This window comes from Burkholderia sp. Ac-20365 (genome assembly GCF_017104715.1).
Classification (GTDB): domain Bacteria; phylum Pseudomonadota; class Gammaproteobacteria; order Burkholderiales; family Burkholderiaceae; genus Paraburkholderia.
The window spans coordinates 119,332-136,584 of record NZ_JAAGPI010000027.1; the positions used below are offsets into that span (position 1 = coordinate 119,332).

General features: G+C 62.2%; 13 protein-coding genes. 7 read left to right on the top strand and 6 right to left on the bottom strand.

Translation table 11 applies throughout. The annotated features are described in order from the left end of the window. Positions 1–28 precede the first annotated feature (28 nt). The 3 genes from G3O01_RS32485 to G3O01_RS32495 all read right to left on the bottom strand — a co-directional run bounded on the left by G3O01_RS32485 (position 29) and on the right by G3O01_RS32495 (position 3,275). Positions 29–832, bottom strand: a complete 804-nt coding sequence (locus G3O01_RS32485) for an ATP-binding cassette domain-containing protein (RefSeq protein ID WP_205811072.1) — start codon at positions 830–832, stop codon at positions 29–31. A 13-nt stretch (positions 833–845) separates the two neighbouring features. Then, positions 846–2,012 carry an ABC transporter permease gene (locus G3O01_RS32490; RefSeq protein ID WP_205811073.1) on the bottom strand — a complete coding sequence of 389 codons (1,167 nt, stop codon included), beginning with the start codon at positions 2,010–2,012 and terminating at the stop codon, positions 846–848. Between the two features lie 195 nt (positions 2,013–2,207). Continuing rightward, positions 2,208–3,275, bottom strand: coding sequence for a sugar ABC transporter substrate-binding protein (locus tag G3O01_RS32495; RefSeq protein WP_205811074.1), 1,068 nt, complete (start codon positions 3,273–3,275; stop codon positions 2,208–2,210). Between the two features lie 293 nt (positions 3,276–3,568). On the opposite strand from G3O01_RS32495, the gene G3O01_RS32500 reads away from it, so the two are divergent. The 4 genes from G3O01_RS32500 to G3O01_RS32515 all read left to right on the top strand — a co-directional run bounded on the left by G3O01_RS32500 (position 3,569) and on the right by G3O01_RS32515 (position 6,855). Next, the gene (locus G3O01_RS32500) at positions 3,569–4,450 is read left to right on the top strand and encodes a MurR/RpiR family transcriptional regulator (protein WP_205811075.1); all 882 of its coding nucleotides are present in this window, start codon (positions 3,569–3,571) and stop codon (positions 4,448–4,450) included. Continuing rightward, positions 4,443–5,462, top strand: a complete 1,020-nt coding sequence (iolG, locus tag G3O01_RS32505) for an inositol 2-dehydrogenase (RefSeq protein WP_205811076.1) — start codon at positions 4,443–4,445, stop codon at positions 5,460–5,462. Before G3O01_RS32500 ends, iolG begins: the two co-directional genes overlap by 8 nt. Next, on the top strand, positions 5,462–6,481 hold the full coding sequence (locus tag G3O01_RS32510; protein WP_205811077.1) for a Gfo/Idh/MocA family oxidoreductase: 1,020 nt from the start codon (positions 5,462–5,464) through the stop codon (positions 6,479–6,481). The genes iolG and G3O01_RS32510 overlap by 1 nt, the downstream gene beginning before the upstream one ends. A gap of 143 nt (positions 6,482–6,624) precedes the next feature. Continuing rightward, positions 6,625–6,855 (top strand): sulfurtransferase TusA family protein, encoded by a 231-nt coding sequence (locus G3O01_RS32515; protein ID WP_205811090.1) that lies wholly within the window; start codon positions 6,625–6,627, stop codon positions 6,853–6,855. A gap of 813 nt (positions 6,856–7,668) precedes the next feature. Here G3O01_RS32515 and galU read toward each other — a convergent pair. Then, entirely contained in the window at positions 7,669–8,550 is an 882-nt protein-coding gene (gene galU, locus G3O01_RS32520; RefSeq protein WP_205811078.1) for a UTP--glucose-1-phosphate uridylyltransferase GalU, read from the bottom strand. A 70-nt stretch (positions 8,551–8,620) separates the two neighbouring features. Continuing rightward, entirely contained in the window at positions 8,621–11,494 is a 2,874-nt protein-coding gene (locus tag G3O01_RS32525) for a valine--tRNA ligase (protein WP_205811079.1), read from the bottom strand. Positions 11,495–11,890: 396 nt separating this feature from the next. Here G3O01_RS32525 and G3O01_RS32530 point away from each other — a divergent pair, with 396 nt between their 5' ends. Further along, complete coding sequence (locus tag G3O01_RS32530; protein WP_205811080.1) at positions 11,891–14,260, top strand: UvrD-helicase domain-containing protein; 2,370 nt, start codon at positions 11,891–11,893, stop codon at positions 14,258–14,260. Continuing rightward, positions 14,257–15,045, top strand: coding sequence for a 5'-methylthioadenosine/adenosylhomocysteine nucleosidase (locus G3O01_RS32535; RefSeq protein WP_205811081.1), 789 nt, complete (start codon positions 14,257–14,259; stop codon positions 15,043–15,045). The genes G3O01_RS32530 and G3O01_RS32535 overlap by 4 nt, the downstream gene beginning before the upstream one ends. A 21-nt stretch (positions 15,046–15,066) precedes the next feature. Here G3O01_RS32535 and G3O01_RS32540 read toward each other — a convergent pair whose 3' ends face one another. Continuing rightward, positions 15,067–16,974, bottom strand: coding sequence for a propionate--CoA ligase (locus G3O01_RS32540; protein WP_205811082.1), 1,908 nt, complete (start codon positions 16,972–16,974; stop codon positions 15,067–15,069). Between the two features lie 67 nt (positions 16,975–17,041). On the opposite strand from G3O01_RS32540, the gene G3O01_RS32545 reads away from it, so the two are divergent. After that, the coding region (locus G3O01_RS32545; RefSeq protein ID WP_205811083.1) for a hypothetical protein at positions 17,042–17,253 on the top strand (212 nt) is incomplete at its 3' end.

Below are 17,253 nucleotides of genomic sequence, written 5' to 3' on the forward strand. Positions count from 1 at the left end.
TGTCCTGAGTGTGCGGGGCTAGCCGTGGTTAGATCGTCGCGCCTTCGAGTTCGCCGATCATCTTCTGCATTTCGGCGCCGCCCGCCATCATGTCGAGTACCTCGTCCTTCGAGATCGTGTCTTTCGTGTACGTGCCCATCGACTTGCCGCGATTGAGCAGCGTGAACGAATCGCCGATCGGATACGCGTGGTGCACGTTGTGCGTGATGAAGATCACGGAAATGCCTTTCGCGCGCGCCTTGTGAATCAGCTTGAGCACGTTGAAGCTCTGCTTCACGCCGAGGGCTGCCGTCGGTTCGTCGAGAATCAGCACGCGTGCGCCGAAGTGAATCGCGCGGGCAATCGCGAGACATTGCCGTTCGCCGCCGGACATCGTGCCGATCGGCTGATGCGGATCGCGCACGTTGATGCCCATTTCAGCGAGCTTTTCTCGCGCGATTTGCGCACTCGTGTCGAGGTCCATCACGTTGACGAGGCCGAAGAGTTTCTTTTGCGGCTCGCGCCCCATGAAGAAGTTGCGTGCCACGGAGAGCAAGGGCACCAGCGCCAGATCCTGATACACGGTCGCGATGCCGAGGTCGAGTGCATCGCTGGGCGATTCGAAGGCCACTGGCTTGCCGTCCACCAGGTATTCGCCGGCAGAGGGCTGATGCACGCCGGCGAGCGTCTTGATAAGCGTCGATTTACCCGCGCCGTTGTCGCCGAGCAGGCAGTGCACTTCTCCGCGCCGCAGGCGCAGCGTCACGCCCGAAAGTGCGATCACCTTGCCGAAGTACTTGCTGACGTTTTCGAGCGACAGGATGATGTCGTCTTGCTTGAGAGTGTCGGACATGATCGTCTCCCGATTACGATTGCGCGACGCGGCGGCGCACATAGTGGTTGAACAGCACCGCGATCAGCAGCATCACGCCGAGGAACACGCGGAACCAGTCGGAACTGACGTTCGTATAAGTAATGCCGATCTGCACGACGCCGAAGATCAGTGCGCCGAAGCACGCGCCCACTACCGATCCATAACCGCCCGTCAGCAGCGTGCCGCCAATCACCGCAGCGATGATCGCTTCGAATTCCTTTTGCAGGCCACGGTCCGCAGCAGCAGAGCCGATGTCGCACACTTGCAGCACGGCAAACAGGCACGAGCAGAAAGCCGTCAGTACGAAGAGGGAAATCTTCACGCGGCGCACGGGCACGCCGACGTTCTTCGCGGCATTCGCATCGCCGCCCACAGCGAGCACCCAGTTGCCGTAACGCGTTTTCGCGAGAACGAACGCACCGACTGCGGCAAGCGCGAACCACCACAACAGCACTTTCGGAATGCCGGGGACGAGCGGCTGGCCGTTTTCGAGCAGCGAGCCGATGCCCATGTGCGCAAGGCTCGTGAAGAGTCCATGCAACGCGACGCCATGGAACAGGAAGTTGGTCACGGCATCGGACTGCGCGAGATCACCCACACCGGAGATGATCGTGCGGTCCGCGACCATGATCGACAGCGCGAGCGTGAGGCCGCGCAGGATGAACAGAAAGGCAAGCGTCACGATGAACGACGGCAGACGCGTGCGCATCACCAGATAGCCGTTCAATGCGCCGAGTGCCATCGATCCGGCGAACGCGAAGATGATCGCGGCCCAGATGGGCCAGTGGAAGTAGACGGACGGAATCGCGACCATCATGCCCGCGAAGCCGATCATCGAGCCGATGGAGAGATCGAATTCGCCCGCAATCATCAGCAGGCAGGCGCCGACGGCGAGAATGCCCAGATACGCGGAGACCTGCGACCAGTTCATCACGCCATCGAGATTGAACATCCCTGAGCTGCCGGCGCTGATCGCGAACACGAGGAACACCAGCACGGTGCCGGATATCGCTGCAAACTCGGGGCGATTCAGCAGATGCCCGAAGAACGATTCCTTTCTGATGCGCTCGTCACTGGCCGCTGCCGGCTGTGAGGTTTGCGCTTCATTGCCCGCCGCATCGTGACCATGCGATGGATAGTGTTTGCCGGCTACGCCCATGATGTCTCCAATATCGGCTTCGTTGTGCGTTTCACTCAGGGGAGTGGCGAGAGGCACGCAAAAAGCCGTTAAACGACGCGGTCGGGGCACCCGACGATGGCGGCTGTCATGCACAAAAAGGCGTGCAAAGGTCCGCCGGGGTCGCGCTATGCTGGCGCGCCCGGTACCGCGTATGACTGGCTAGAGGAAAGGCCGTTAGCGGTACTGGCCCGCGTACTTGATGACCTTGTCGATATTTGCCTTCGTGATGAAGCCCGGACCGGAACGGATGTTCTTCGGCCCATACGACGGCTCGAGGCCGTACGTTTGCAGACGCTCCTTGAACTTCGGATTCGCCTGCAGAATCTGCCGGATCTTCGTCGGATCGGTCGTGTGTTCCTTCTTCACGATCGCGAGCACGGCCACCGCGATATAGCCTTGCAGGTACGGCTGCTGATCGATCGCGAACTGGATCGTGCCGTCCTGGATGCCCTTCGCGATGTCATCCGAGAAGTCGAATGTGCAGAAGTAGATCTTGCCGGCGAGGCCCATCTGCTGCACGGCCTTGATCGTGGCCGAGGCAGGCGTCGGTCCGAGCGTCAGAACGGCGCCCGTGTTCGGATGGTTGCGCAGATACGCGCTGACCTTCGACTGGATTTCCGTCGGATCCTGGCCCGAATCGATCGTCGACGTCTTGTAGTTCACGCCGAGCGCATCGGCAAAACCACGGCAGCGTTCGAACGACACCACGTTGGTCGCGAAGTGGTTCACGCACAGGAACGACTTCACGCCCGCAGCCTTGGCCTTTTCGCCCGCTGCCTTGCCAGCAACATATTCAGGCTGACCGATATGCATGATCGCGCCGAGCTGCGCGCTCTGTTCTTCCGTGCCGGAATTGATCGTGACGAGCGGAATCTTCTTGCCCGTGACTTTGCCGAGCGAACTCTTCAATACGTCGAAGTCAGCAATGGTGACGATCACGCCGTCGTAGTTGCGCGCGGCGGCCTGTTCGATCAGGCGGGACATGTCGGCGAGGTCGCCGTTAGGGGGATTGCGGTAATCGGTTTCGACGTTGAAGTCCTCGTCGGCCTGCTTGATCGCGTTCTTGATCGTGTTCCACCACGAGTCGGAATCCGGTGCGTGGCTGATCAGCACGAACTTCGCGTCCGCCGCCTGCGCCGTCGATGCCGCCGTCATCGCGCCGATTCCAGCTGCCAGCGTCAGCGCTGCCGCCAAAACTTTGACCGAAGCCTTGAACGAACCCTTGCCTTTGCAAAGTCTCATTGTCTCCACCTTTTGTCTGTTCGTATTTGAAGGGAGCGTATGACGCTTTGCGAGGTGATGCCGGTTCGCTTTGCGTCCGCAGTTACGTCATCGCTCAGGACCAAGATTAGGCCAACTTTTTGAGACTTGCAATGAAAATTTCATGTCAAAGAAAAATGGAAAATCCATTCCATTTGCTTTCGGTTGTGCCTATACTCGGCAACGTCGGGACAGCGCATCGCGATTCCTCGAAAGCCTTACGGGGCGGGATTTTGCGCTGCAAAAAAGCACACGGAAGCACAGAGGTAAAGACCATGGCGGAAGACAGCACAGAAGAGTTGCCGAGCGTCGACGAATTGATGCAGCGCATCGCGGAAAACTACGAATCGCTGCCGCGTCAGTTGAAGAGCGTGGCGACGTATATCGAGCAGCACAGATCGAGCGTGATGGTCGATCGCACCAGCGACATCGCGACGAGCTGCGGCGTGCATCCGTCGGCCGTGGTGCGTTTCGCGCAGCGTTTCGGCTTTTCGGGTTTCTCCGATCTGCAGGCTGTGTTTCGCCAGGCTTACACGACGCAAGGCGCGTCGTCGCAGAGTTATCAGCAGCGTATTCGCAAGCTCATCGACGAGAAGCCGGGGCGGCTGTCGGGCGGCAGCGTGGCGCGCGAGTTCGTCGCGGCCTGCCGCGATGGTCTCGACGAACTCGAAGACTCGCTCGACGACGCGCAGTTCGACGCCGCCGTGAAGATGCTGCAGCAGGCCGACAACATCTATGTGATCGGCGTGCGGCGCTCGTTTCCGGTGGCGAGCTACATCGTCTATGCACTCCAGCACACGCCCAAGCGCGTGCATCTGGTGTCGGGTTTCGGTGGGATGTATCGCGAGCAGATTCGCAGCGTGAAGAAGGGCGATGTCGTGATCGCAATCAGCTTCGCGCCCTATGGCAAGGAGACGCAGCATTGCTTGCGGCTTGCGCATCACCATCAGGCCAAGACGCTCGTCATTACGGATAGCCAGCTGTCGCCGCTCGCGCGCTATGCGACGACGCAGCTGTATGTGAAAGAGGGCAGCGCGTTCGCATTCCGCTCGCTGACCAGCACGATCTGCCTGTGCCAGGCGCTGTTCATTGCGCTCGCGTACAAGCTGGAATTGAACGTAGAAGAGTCGACAGACACTGGAGGATACGATGACTGATGTGGCAGGCAAGACGATCGATGTAGCGGTGTTCGGTGCCGGACGTATCGGCAAGATTCACGCGTCCAATCTGGCGCGGCAGCCGGGCGTGCGGCTCAAGTATGTGGTCGATGTGAACCGCGATGCCGCTGCCGCGCTAGCGGCGCAATACGGCGCGCAGGTGGCCGATGTGGATGGCGCGATGGGCGATGCGTCGGTGGGCGCGACCGTCATCTGTTCGAGCACCGACACGCATGCCGATCTGATCCTGCAATCGGCGGCGCAGAAAAAGCATGTGTTCTGCGAAAAGCCTGTCGATCTGACGCTGGAGCGCGCGCGTGCCTGTGCCGATGCGGTCGCGAAAGCGGGCGTCGTGTGCATGATCGGATTCCAGCGACGCTTCGATCCCACGTTTGCCGCGCTGAAGGCGCGTATCGATGCGGGCGAAATCGGCACACCCGAAATGCTGGTCGTGACGAGCCGCGATCCGGGTGCGCCGCCGGTCGAGTACATCAAGCATTCGGGCGGCATTTTCAAGGACATGCTGATTCACGACTTCGACATCTTCCGCTGGATTCTCGACGACGAAGCCGACACGCTGCATGCAACGGGCAGTTGTCTCACTGATCCCGCGATTGCCGATGCGGGCGATATCGATTGCACAGCGGTGACGATTCGCACGAAGCGTGGGCGTCTGTGCCAGATCAACACGTCGCGTCGTGCCGCGTATGGTTACGACCAGCGCTTCGAACTGCTCGGCAGCGCAGGGATGCTGCAGGCGGGCAACGTGCGTCCGACGGAAGTCACCGCGTACTCGAAGACGGCCGTATCGAGCGATGTGCCCGAGCACTTCTTCCTCGAACGTTATCGCGCGGCCTACGCGCTCGAAATCGCGCACTTCTTCGAAGCGGTCACGCAAGGCAAGCCGGTGCGAACGACAGTCGCCGACGGTCTGAAGGCGCTCGAACTTGCCGAAGCCGCGACACGCTCGTGGCGCGAAGGCCGCGCGGTCAAACTGAACGAGGCACTGTGATGAGCGGGCCGCTTCGTATCGGCGTGGTTGGCTTGGGACGGCTCGGCAAGCGGCATGCCGAGAATCTTGCGTATCGCGTGTCGGGCGCGGCGCTGGTGGCCGCGTGCAGTCCTGTCGAAGAGGAACGGGCGTGGGCGCGCACCGCGTTGCCTTCGCCGCGTCTTTACGACGACTATCACGCGCTGCTCGAAGATCGCGATGTGGATGCCGTGTGGCTCGTGACGCCTTCGTCGCTGCACGCGCAGCAGATCGTCGATGCGATGCGCGCGGGCAAGCATGTGTTCTGCGAGAAGCCGTTGTCGCTGGATCTTGCCGAATGCGAGCGGGTGATTGCGGAGGCGCAGCGACATCCGCAGTTGCAGGCGACGATCGGCTTCATGCGCCGCTTCGATCCGAGCTACCGCAACGCGTACGAGAAGATCGAGGCGGGCGCGATCGGCAGGCCGTTCATGGTGCGCTCGCAGACTTGCGACCAGAACGATCCGGAAGGTTTTTTCGTGCGTTTCGCGCCGACCTCGGGCGGGATTTTTCTCGACTGCACGGTGCACGACATCGACGTTGCGCGCTGGCTGCTCGGCATGCCGAAAGCGAAGCGCGTGTATGCGAGCGGCGTGATCGCGCTGCACGAAGGTCTGCGTGAATTCGGCGATGTCGACAACGGTGTGGCGATCTGCGAGTTCGAAGGCGGGCGCATGGCGATGTTCTACGCGTCGCGGACGCTGGCGCATGGCAACGACACGGGTAGTGAGGTGATCGGCACGGCGGGCGCGCTGTATGTCGGGCGCAATCCGCGTGCGAATCGCGTCGAAATCGCCGATGCGAGCGGTATCCGCAACGAGTGCACGCCGACCTTCTTCGACCGGTTCGAGGATGCGTTTTTGTGCGAGGCGCAGGCGTTCGTCGCGGCTGTTCGCGAAGGCCGGCAGAGCGGGGCGACGTTGGCTGATGCAATGGAGGCGACGCGGATTGGTTATGCGCTGCGGGAGTCGCTGACGAGCGGGCGGGCTGTTGATCTGTGAGGGCAGACGCGCCCGGGCCTTCGTTCTGGCTTGGGCGTGTTCGTGACGCTTGCGTTAAAATTTGACCCTTCTGCATGAGCGCCTTAAATCGAGCACGAGCGTCGAGCACGAGCGCCACCTCACGAAGGTCAAATCCGATGGAAATTCAGATTCACAAAGAAGTGGATGCACGCGGTCTGAACTGTCCGCTGCCGATCTTGCGCGCCAAGAAGGCGCTGGCCGATATGGAAAGTGGTCAGATTCTTAAGGTGCTGGCTACCGATCCTGGTTCGCAACGCGATTTTGCTGCTTTCTCCAAGCAGACCGGGAATGAGATTGTTGATGTTTCCACTACTGGGGATAAGGTTTTTGTGTTTTTAATGCGGAGGCGGTGAGGTTGTTGCCTGCGGCGCTGGTTTGGTTTTTTTATGGCTCTGCGCGCTGGCATCCGCGATTTGTCTCTGGTTTGCTAGCGTTGCCCCTGTGCGGGGCGGCACTTACTTTCTTTGCCGCCGCAAAGAAAGTAAGCAAAGAAAGCGGGCTAACACCGCCCGTACTTGACCACCGCCTGAGGGCACCCAACGGGTCCTCCGCTTCACACGGCAACCTCTCAGTCCCCGTCCGTTGCCCGCGCCCTTAACGTGCGCCTCACCCACTTCAAGCACCCGTAACGCAGCAAACGGCAGCGAATGGTTGCGGCCGCCTAGGTGGCAAACTGTGTGCAGGGCGTAGTGCTCCACGCGTCAGCGCTCCTACGACACCGATCGTGTTTTTCAGTCCGGAGTGAAGCGCGTACGGCGCGAAAGCCGACACACAGTTTGCCGCTATAGAACGGGAGCGATTTGATCGCGTATGTGGTGACGCGGGAGTGTGAAGCGGGTGAGGCGCTCAATAAGAGCGTTGGCAACGGGCAGTGAAAAGCAGGTTGTCGTTTGAAGCGGAGGACCCGTTGGGGGCCCTCAGGCAGGAACAAGAATTAGCGGTGTTCAGCGGCTTTCTTTTGCCTACTTTTCTTTGCCGCGGCAAAGAAAAGTAGGTGCCGCCCCGCACAGGGGCAACGCGTGAGGCACCAATAACAAATCGCGGATGCCAGCGACAAAAACCTAAACCCCGACCCGAACCACAGCGTAAAAAAACAAAAACGCGGATGCCGCCAAAAATGACAGCCACCCGCGTCGCAGACAAATCAAAAACCAAAACCCAAAAAATCAGCCTTCCAGCACTGGCGACCGAGTCCGCAGATACTCTTCAAAATCTGCAGCCACTTCCGGATGCCGCAAGGCAAATTCAACGGTGGCCTTGAGATACCCCAACTTGCTACCGCAGTCAAAGCGAGTGCCGTGGTACTTATAAGCAAGAACCTGCTCATCAGCGAGCAACGACTGGATAGCATCCGTGAGCTGCAGCTCACCGCCAGCGCCAGGCTTCAACGAGCGGATGTGATCGAAGATGCGCGGCTTCAACACATAGCGACCCACTACACCCAGGTTAGAAGGCGCAACCTCAGGCGCCGGCTTTTCGATAATGCCGGACATCTTGATGATCGCATCTTCCCACTCCTTGCCATCGACAATCCCGTACGACTTCGTCTCCGACGGCGGAATCTCTTCCACGCCAATCACCGAGCTGTGATAGTGATCGAACACCTCGATCATCTGCTGCATCACAGGCGGCTTGCCGTACAGCAAGTCGTCCGCGAGGATCACGGCGAACGGGTTGTCGCCCACCAGCTTCTCCGCGCACAGCACCGCATGGCCCAGACCGAGCGCTTCCGGCTGACGCACGTAGAAGCAGTCCACATGGCTCGGCTTGATGCTGCGCACCAGTTCCAGCAGCTTCGCCTTGCCGCGCGCTTCCAGTTCGGCTTCGATTTCATACGACTTGTCGAAATGGTCTTCGATCGCGCGCTTGCTGCGGCCCGTCACGAAGATCATTTCCGTAATGCCCGCCGCCATCGCCTCTTCCACCGCGTACTGGATCAGCGGCTTGTCGACGATAGGCAGCATCTCCTTCGGGCTGGCCTTGGTGGCAGGGAGGAAGCGGGTGCCGAGACCCGCGACCGGAAAGACGGCCTTTGTAACTTTTAGCATGTGTGTACCCTGCGTCCTCTGGTTTGGAATGCGCGCCGGCACCGGTGGCACGGCGCGCATGCAGCGTCAATCAGGCTGGCAAGCGCGACAGTTGTGCAGTCAGCTTGCCAATCGTGGTCTGGTATTCTGCCAGCCTTTTTTGCTCCTGCTCAACGACCGCGGGCGGCGCTTTTGCAACAAAACTCTCGTTCTGCAGCTTGGCGTTACATTTCGAAACTTCTGCGTTCAATCTCGCAATTTCTTTTGACAGACGTTCGCGCTCGGCCGCGACATCGATCTCCACCTTCAGCACGAGCTTGTCCGTTCCTACGATAGCAATCGGCGCGCCATGTGCCTGTGCATCCAGCGTGGCCTCGTCGGCGATGATCTGCACCTGGGACAAACGCGCCAACGCCTGTGCGTAAGGCGCGAACGACGACAGACGCTCCGAATTGCCCGTCACGAGCAGCGGCACCTTCGTCGCCGGCGACAGGTTCATCTCGCCGCGCAGGTTCCGGCACGCGTCGATCACGGCCTTCAGATCCGCCGCCCATTGCTCGGCCGCTTCGTCGATCTTGCCCGCCTCGGCGATCGGGTAGGGCTGCGTCATGATCGACGCTTCGCCTTCCGCACGGCCTTCCGGGTACTTTGCCGCGAGCGGCGCCACCTTCTGCCACAACGCTTCCGTAATGAAAGGAATCACCGGGTGCGCGAGACGCAGCACCGTTTCGAGCACGCGCAGCAGCGTGCGGCGCGTGGCGCGCTGCTGCTCGGGCGTACCCGTCTGGATCTGCACCTTCGCCAGTTCGAGATACCAGTCACAGTATTCGTCCCATACGAACTTGTATAGGGCGTTTGCCACATTGTCGAATCGATAGTCGGCGAAGCCCTTTTCGACTTCCGCTTCGACGCGCTGGAGCAGCGACACGATCCAGCGGTCGGCCTGCGAGAAGTCCGTGTAACCGCCCGGGCCGCAATCGCCCGGCTTGCACGCGCCCGGATTCGCGAAGCCGCAATCGTGGCCTTCGCAGTTCATCAGCACGAAGCGCGTCGCGTTCCACAGCTTGTTGCAGAAGTTGCGATAGCCTTCGCAGCGCGCAAGGTCGAAGTTCACGTTGCGGCCGAGCGTCGCCATCGACGCCATCGTGAAGCGCAGCGCATCCGTGCCGAACGCGGGAATGCCGTCGGGGAATTCCTTGCGCGTCTTCTTTTCGATGGTCGCGGCCTGCTTCGGATTCATCAGGCCCGTGGTGCGCTTCGCGACCAGTGCGTCGAGACCGATGCCGTCGACAATATCGATCGGGTCGAGCGTGTTGCCCTTGCTCTTCGACATCTTCTGGCCTTCGGCGTCGCGCACGAGACCGTGCACATAGACGGTGTCGAACGGCACCTTGCCGGTGAAGTGCGTGGTCATCATGACCATGCGCGCGACCCAGAAGAAGATGATGTCGAAACCCGTCACCAGCACCGACGACGGCAGGAACGCCTTCAGTTCCGGCGTCTCTGCGGGCCAGCCGAGCGACGAGAACGGCACCAGCGCCGACGAGAACCACGTGTCGAGCACGTCTTCATCGCGCTTCAGTGCGCCCTTGTAGCCCTGTGCGTCGGCCTTGGCGCGCGCTTCTTCTTCCGTCTTCGCGACGAAGATTTCGCCGTTTTCGCCGTACCACGCGGGAATCTGATGGCCCCACCACAATTGGCGCGAGATACACCAGTCCTGGATGTTTTCGAGCCACTGGTAGTACGTGGTCGTCCAGTTTTCCGGCACGAATTTGATCTCGCCGCTACGGACCACGTCCAGCGCCGTTTCGGCGATCGATTTGCCCGGATTGAACGTGCCTTCGGGAGCCGGCTTGCTCATTGCGACGAACCACTGGTCGGTCAGCATCGGCTCGATCACGACGCCCGTGCGGTCGCCGCGCGGCACCATCAGCTTGTGCGGCTTGACGGATTCGAGCAGGCCGATCGCTTCCAGATCCGCCACGACCAGCTTGCGCGCGTCGAAACGGTCCATGCCGCGGTACTTTTCGGGCGCGTTCTCGTTGATCTTCGCGTCGAGCGTGAGGATTTCGATCTGCGGCAGCTTGTGGCGCAGGCCGACCTGATAGTCGTTGAAGTCGTGCGCGGGCGTGACCTTCACGACGCCCGTGCCGAATTCGCGATCCACATAATCGTCCGCGATGATGGGGATTTCGCGGTCCGTCAGCGGCAGCTTGACGTTCTGGCCGATCAGCTTCGCGTAGCGCTCGTCTTCCGGGTGAACCATGACGGCGACGTCGCCGAGCATGGTTTCGGGGCGCGTCGTGGCGACGGTCAGATGGCCCGAGCCGTCCGCGAGCGGATACTGGATGTGCCACAGGCTGCCGTTTTCTTCTTCGCTGACCACTTCGAGGTCAGACACGGCCGTGAGCAGCACCGGGTCCCAGTTCACGAGGCGCTTGCCGCGATAGATCAGACCCTGTTCATACAGACGCACGAACACGTCGCGCACGGCGGCCGACATCTTGTCGTCCATCGTGAAATATTCGCGCGACCAGTCGATCGACGCGCCCAGACGGCGTACCTGGCCCGTAATCGTGGAGCCCGACTGCTGCTTCCATTCCCACACGCGCTCGGTGAATTTTTCGCGGCCGAGGTCGTGGCGCGACACGCCCTGCGCGTCCAGCTGGCGTTCGACGACGATCTGCGTCGCGATACCCGCGTGGTCGGTGCCCGGCACCCACAGCGTGTTTTCGCCCAGCATGCGGTGATAGCGCGTCAGGCCGTCCATGATGGTCTGGTTGAACGCGTGGCCCATGTGCAGCGTGCCCGTGACGTTGGGCGGCGGCAACTGGATCGAGAAATTCTTGCGGCCCGGCTCCATCGTCGGAGCGGCGTAGCCGCGTTTTTCCCATTCGGGGCCCCATTGAGCCTCGATCGTCTGCGGCTCGAAACTCTTGGCCAGCGTGTTGTCGCTTGTCGTCATCGTCAAAATCTGCCGGAAAATGCGTGGAAAGATGCCTGGAACCTTGAATTATAAAGGGATGCGGGCGCGGCGGGCCGCGCCCGCCATTGTGCGTTCCTGGGGCGGCGCGATATGGGCTGTGATGCGGGCTGCGTGCGGACTGTGATACGGGCGCCGCTACACGGCGCTGTCGAGCCGTGCAATGGGCGGCGGCAGCGGGTCTGGAGGGCAGCGCAGGCGCGGGCAGCAGGGCGTCGGAGGCGCGGCACACAACGTCCGGAAGCAGCGCAGAAGCCGGCCCAAAGCACACCGGAAGCAGGGCAGCATCACATGGATATCGCACGCGACCGGCAGCGTTGCCTCACGGTCTTATAATGTCGGACCACCCGCCGCAACCGTTGTCTCCTCTCGTCATCCATGCCCGAACTGCTCGCGAACCTGAACCCCGAACAACACGCCGCCGTCACGCTGCCGAACGAACCGGCGCTCATTCTGGCAGGCGCAGGCAGCGGCAAGACGCGCGTGCTGATCACGCGGATTGCGTGGCTGATCCAGCAAGGGTTCGCATCGCCGCCGACCATTCTCGGCGTCACCTTCACGAACAAGGCCGCGCGCGAAATGATGTCGCGCCTGTCGGCGCTCTTGCCTATCGACACGCGCGGCATGTGGATCGGCACGTTTCACGGCCTGTGCAACCGGATGCTGCGCGCGCATTTCCGCGACGCCGGTCTGCCGCAGACCTTCCAGATCCTCGATACGTCCGATCAGCTTTCCGCGATCAAGCGCCTGATGAAGGGCCTGAATATCGACGACGAGAAATATCCGCCGAAAAACCTGCAGTACTTCATCAACAACGCGAAGGAGCAGGGTCTGCGTCCGAAGGATGTCGATACGTCCGACGACTTCAACCGCAAGTTCGTCGAACTGTACGCAGCGTACGACCAGCAATGCCAGCGCGAAGGCGTGGTCGATTTCCCCGAACTGCTGCTGCGCTGCTACGAACTGCTGTCGTACAACCCGCCGCTGCGCGCGCATTATCAGGCGCGTTTCCGGCACATCCTGGTCGACGAATTCCAGGACACCAACAAGCTGCAATACGCGTGGCTGAAGATGCTGGCGGGCGAGCACAACGCGATCTTCGCAGTCGGCGACGACGACCAGTCCATCTACGCGTTCCGCGGCGCGAACGTCGGCAACATGCGTGACTTCGAGCAGGAGTTCAAGGTCCGCAATCTGATCAAGCTGGAGCAGAACTACCGCTCGCACGGCCATATTCTCGATGCCGCCAACACGCTGATCTCGAACAACTCGCGCCGGCTGGGCAAGAACCTGCGTACGGACGCCGGTCACGGCGAGCCGGTGCGCGTCTATGAAGCCGCGACGGATTCGCAGGAAGCGGGCTGGATCGTCGAAGAAATCCGCGATCTGATTGCCACGGGCGCCTCGCGCAGTGAAATCGCCGTGCTGTACCGGAGCAATGCGCAGTCGCGCACGATCGAACATACGCTCGTGAATGCGGGCATTCCGTATCGCGTGTATGGCGGCCTGCGCTTTTTCGAGCGTCAGGAAGTGAAGCACGCGCTCGCGTATCTGCGCCTGATCGACAATCCGAACGACGACACCGCGTTCGTGCGCGTCGTCAATTTCCCGACGCGCGGCATCGGCGCGCGCTCCATCGAACAGCTGGCAGACGCAGCGCGTCTGTACAACTGCTCGATGGCGGCGGCGATTCCATATGTGACGGGCAAGGCGGGCACGAGCCTCGGCGGCTTCGCGAACCTGATCGCGAAGATGCGCGCGGAAACGGCGCAGATGAGCCTGCCGGAAACGGTCGAATACGTGGTGCGCGCGAGCAGCCTGTCCGAGTTCTATCAGAACGAACGCGAAGGGCAGGAGCGTCTGGAGAACTTGCAGGAACTGGTCAACGCGGCAACGGCGTTCGTCAGCGAAGAAGGCTACGGGCTCGACACGCCCGCGCGCTCGATTCCGCTGCGTCCGGGCGCGACGGCTGCGCCGGAACTGGTCATTGCGACGGACGATCCCGGCGTCGACGTGCTCGATGCCGCGAACCCCGCCGATCCCGCGCAAAACCCCGACACGATGACGCCGCTTGCGGGCTTCCTGTCGCACGCATCGCTCGAAGCGGGCGACAACCAGGCGCAAGCCGGCCAGGAAGCCGTGCAGTTGATGACGGTGCACGCGGCGAAGGGTCTCGAATTCACGGCGGTGTTCATCACCGGCCTGGAAGAAGGCTTGTTCCCGCACGAAAACAGCGCGATGGAAGCGGATGGCCTCGAAGAAGAGCGCCGCCTGATGTACGTCGCGATCACGCGCGCGAAGGAGCGGCTGTATCTGTCGTTCGCGCAAAGCCGGATGCTGCACGGCCAGACGCGCTACAACATCCGTTCACGCTTTTTCGACGAACTGCCGCAGGAAACGCTCAAGTGGCTCACGCCGAAAGTCGAAGCGGGCGCCCGCTGGGGCGGTGGCCGTTCGGACAACGCCGGCTGGGGCCGCGACTGGTTCTCGCGCCCGGACCGCAAGCAGGGTTATGGCGGCGGCGCGCCGACGCCGCCGAGCGCGCCGTTGCCCGCGTTCGCGAACGAGCAGCGCGCGGCTGAAACGGGCTTCCGCGTCGGCCAGCAGGTGTTCCACACGAAGTTCGGCGAAGGCACGATCACCGCGCTCGAAGGCGGCGGCGCCGATTCGAAGGCGCAGGTCAAATTCAAGCGCCACGGCGAGAAATGGCTCGCGCTCGCGGTCGCCAAGTTGCAGGCAGTCGAATGAGCGCGCTGCCGTCGGAAGCCACGATTGCGCGCCGTCCGCTGGGCGTGATGGCCGCGCTGCCCGAAGAACTCGGCGATCTCGTCGCCGCGATGCGCGCGGAAGGTGCCGTCGAAACGATCACGCATGGCAAGCGCGACTATCACATCGGCACGGTGCATGGCGCGCCTTGCGTCGTGACGTTGGCGCGCGTCGGCAAGGTCGCGGCGGCGGCGACGGTGAGCGCGCTGATACATGCGTTCGACGTCGAGGCTGTCGTGTTCACGGGCGTCGCGGGTGGCGTTGGCCCAACGGTTCGGATCGGCGATATCGTCGTCGCAGAGACGTTGATGCAGCACGATCTCGATGCGTCGCCGCTCTTTCCGCGCTTTGAAGTGCCGCTGCTTGGCATGTCGCGCTTCGCAGCCGACGCGCCGTTGACGGCCGCTCTGGCTCGCGCCTGCGAGCGGTTTGTCGAAGAAGAAGGCGCCGCGCTGTCGCAGCGTTTCGTGACGGAAGCGCTGCCGACCGTGCATCGCGGGCTGATCATCAGCGGCGACCAGTTCGTCGCGAGCGCGACGTCCGTCGATCTGTTGCGCGCGGCGTTGCCCGATGCGCTCGCCGTCGAAATGGAAGGCGCGGCGATCGCGCAGGTCTGCTACGAATACGGCGTGCCGTGCGCAATCGTGCGGACCATTTCCGATACGGCCGACGCGCATGCGCCCGCATCGTTCGTCACCTTTCTGCACGAGATCGCGGGCACGTATTCGAGCGGGATTCTCAGGCGCTTTCTGTCGGCGCGCGGTTAAGCGCGCCGTTTTCCAGCCAGGTCACTTCACGCTGAGCGTCGCCGCGACGGCGTCGCGGATCTGCTGCAACGCGGACGGATCTTCGATAGTCGGCAGATCGCCGGGGTCGCGGCCTTCGGCGAGCGCCGCAATCGCGCGGCGCAACAGCTTGCCGGAGCGCGTCTTCGGCAGCATCGACACCATCACGACATGCGCGGGCCGCGCGATCGCGCCGAGATGCCGGTCGACGGTCGTGCACAGTTCGGCGGAAAGCTTCGCGCGCGCGTCGTCGGATTCATACGCGGCGGCGTCGCGCAGGACGACGAACGCGAGCGCCGCCTGTCCTTTGACCTGATCCGTCACACCGACCACGGCCACTTCCGCGACCGCCCTGTGTCCTGACAGCGCCTCTTCGATTTCACGCGTGCCGAGCCGATGGCCCGCGACGTTGATGACATCGTCGGTGCGGCCGAGGATCGTCACGTAGCCGTCTTCGTCCTGAATGCCCCAATCGAAGGTCGAGTAGACCTGATGGTCGGGCACGCTCTCCCAATACGTCTTGACGAAGCGCGCATCGTCGCCCCACACGGTCGACATGCAGCCGGGCGGCAACGGATAGCCGAGCGTGATCACGCCTTTCTCGCCGGGCGCGCACGGCTCGCCCGTGTGCTCGTTGCGCAGCGTCAGATCGTAGCCATAGCAGGGCACGCCAGGCGAGCCGAGCTTTTGCGGCAGCGCTTCAACGCCGCGCTGGATCGCGAGAATCGGCCAGCCGGTTTCCGTCTGCCAGAAGTTATCGACGACGGGCTTGCCGAGCGCATCGGCGATCCACGAGGCGGTGGGTTCGTCGAGCGGCTCGCCCGCGAGGAACAGCGTGCGCAGGCTCGACAGATCGGCCTGTTTCAGCAGCGCGGGGTCCTGTTTCTTCAGCACGCGGATGGCGGTGGGCGCGGTGAACATCAGGTTGATCTTGTGCTGCTCGACGAGCCGCCACCAGATACCGCCATCGGGACGAATGGGCGTGCCTTCGTACATGACGGTCGTGAGGCCCGCGATCAGCGGCGCGTAGACGATGTAGCTGTGGCCGACCACCCAGCCGACGTCGGACGCCGTGAACATCGTGTCGCCCGGCTTGCCCTGAAAGATGTATTCCATCGATGCCGCGAGCGCGACGGCATAGCCGCCGACATCGCGCTGCACGCCTTTGGGCTTGCCCGTCGTGCCGGACGTGTAGAGCACGTACGAAGGCTCCGTCGATTCGAGCCATTCGCACTGAACGTGCGCGTCGAAGAACTGTTCGCGCAGCGGCTCGTAGGCGACGAGGTAGGGCGCATTCAGACGCTCCGGCGCGAGTTGCCGGTCGATCAGCAGGACCTTGGGTGTCTTGTGCGTCGCGCGCGCGAGGGCTTCATCGACGAGCGGTGTGTAGTCGATCACCTTGCCGGCGCGCGCGCCGGCGTCGGCGGTGACGATCAGCGCGGGCGTGGCATCGTCGATGCGCGCGGCGAGATTCGGCGCGGCAAATCCGCCGAACACGACCGAATGGATTGCACCGAGGCGCGCGCACGCGAGCATCGCGAAGACGGCTTCGGGGATCATTGGCAGATAGATGAGCACGCGGTCGCTGCGCTTGACGCCGAGCGAGCGCATCACGGCGGCCATGCGGTTCACTTCGGCGTGCAGTTCGGCGTAGGTGTAGCGCCGCTCGATGCCCGTTTCCGTCGATATGTAGACGAGTGCGTTTTGTTGTGCGCGTTGCGCGAGGTGGCGGTCGACGGCGTTATGGCAGAGGTTGGTCCGTCCGCCGACGAACCAGCGCGCGAAGGGCGGGTTTGAGCGGTCGAGGACGGTGTCGAATGGTGTGTGCCAGTGGATGCGGCTGGCCTCTTCGCGCCAGAAGTCTTCGGGGGAATCGATTGAGCGGCGGTGGAACTCGCGGTAGGTGGTCATTTGGTGGTGGCCCCAATAGCGTTTGAGTTTGCGCTGGCGCGTGTGGGGAGAGGATAGAGCAGGGGGCATGGTTGCGGCAACGCGGGTTCATACCATGGGGTTTGGTTTGGTTTGGTTTGGTTTGGTTTTTGGTTTTGTCTTGCGGCGCTGGTGTGGTTTGCTTTTGTTGTCGCTGGCATCCGCGTTTTGTCTCTGGTCTGCTAGCGTTGCCCCTGTGCGGGGCGGCACTTACTTTCTTTGCCGCCGCAAAGAAAGTAAGCAAAGAAAGCGGGCTAACAC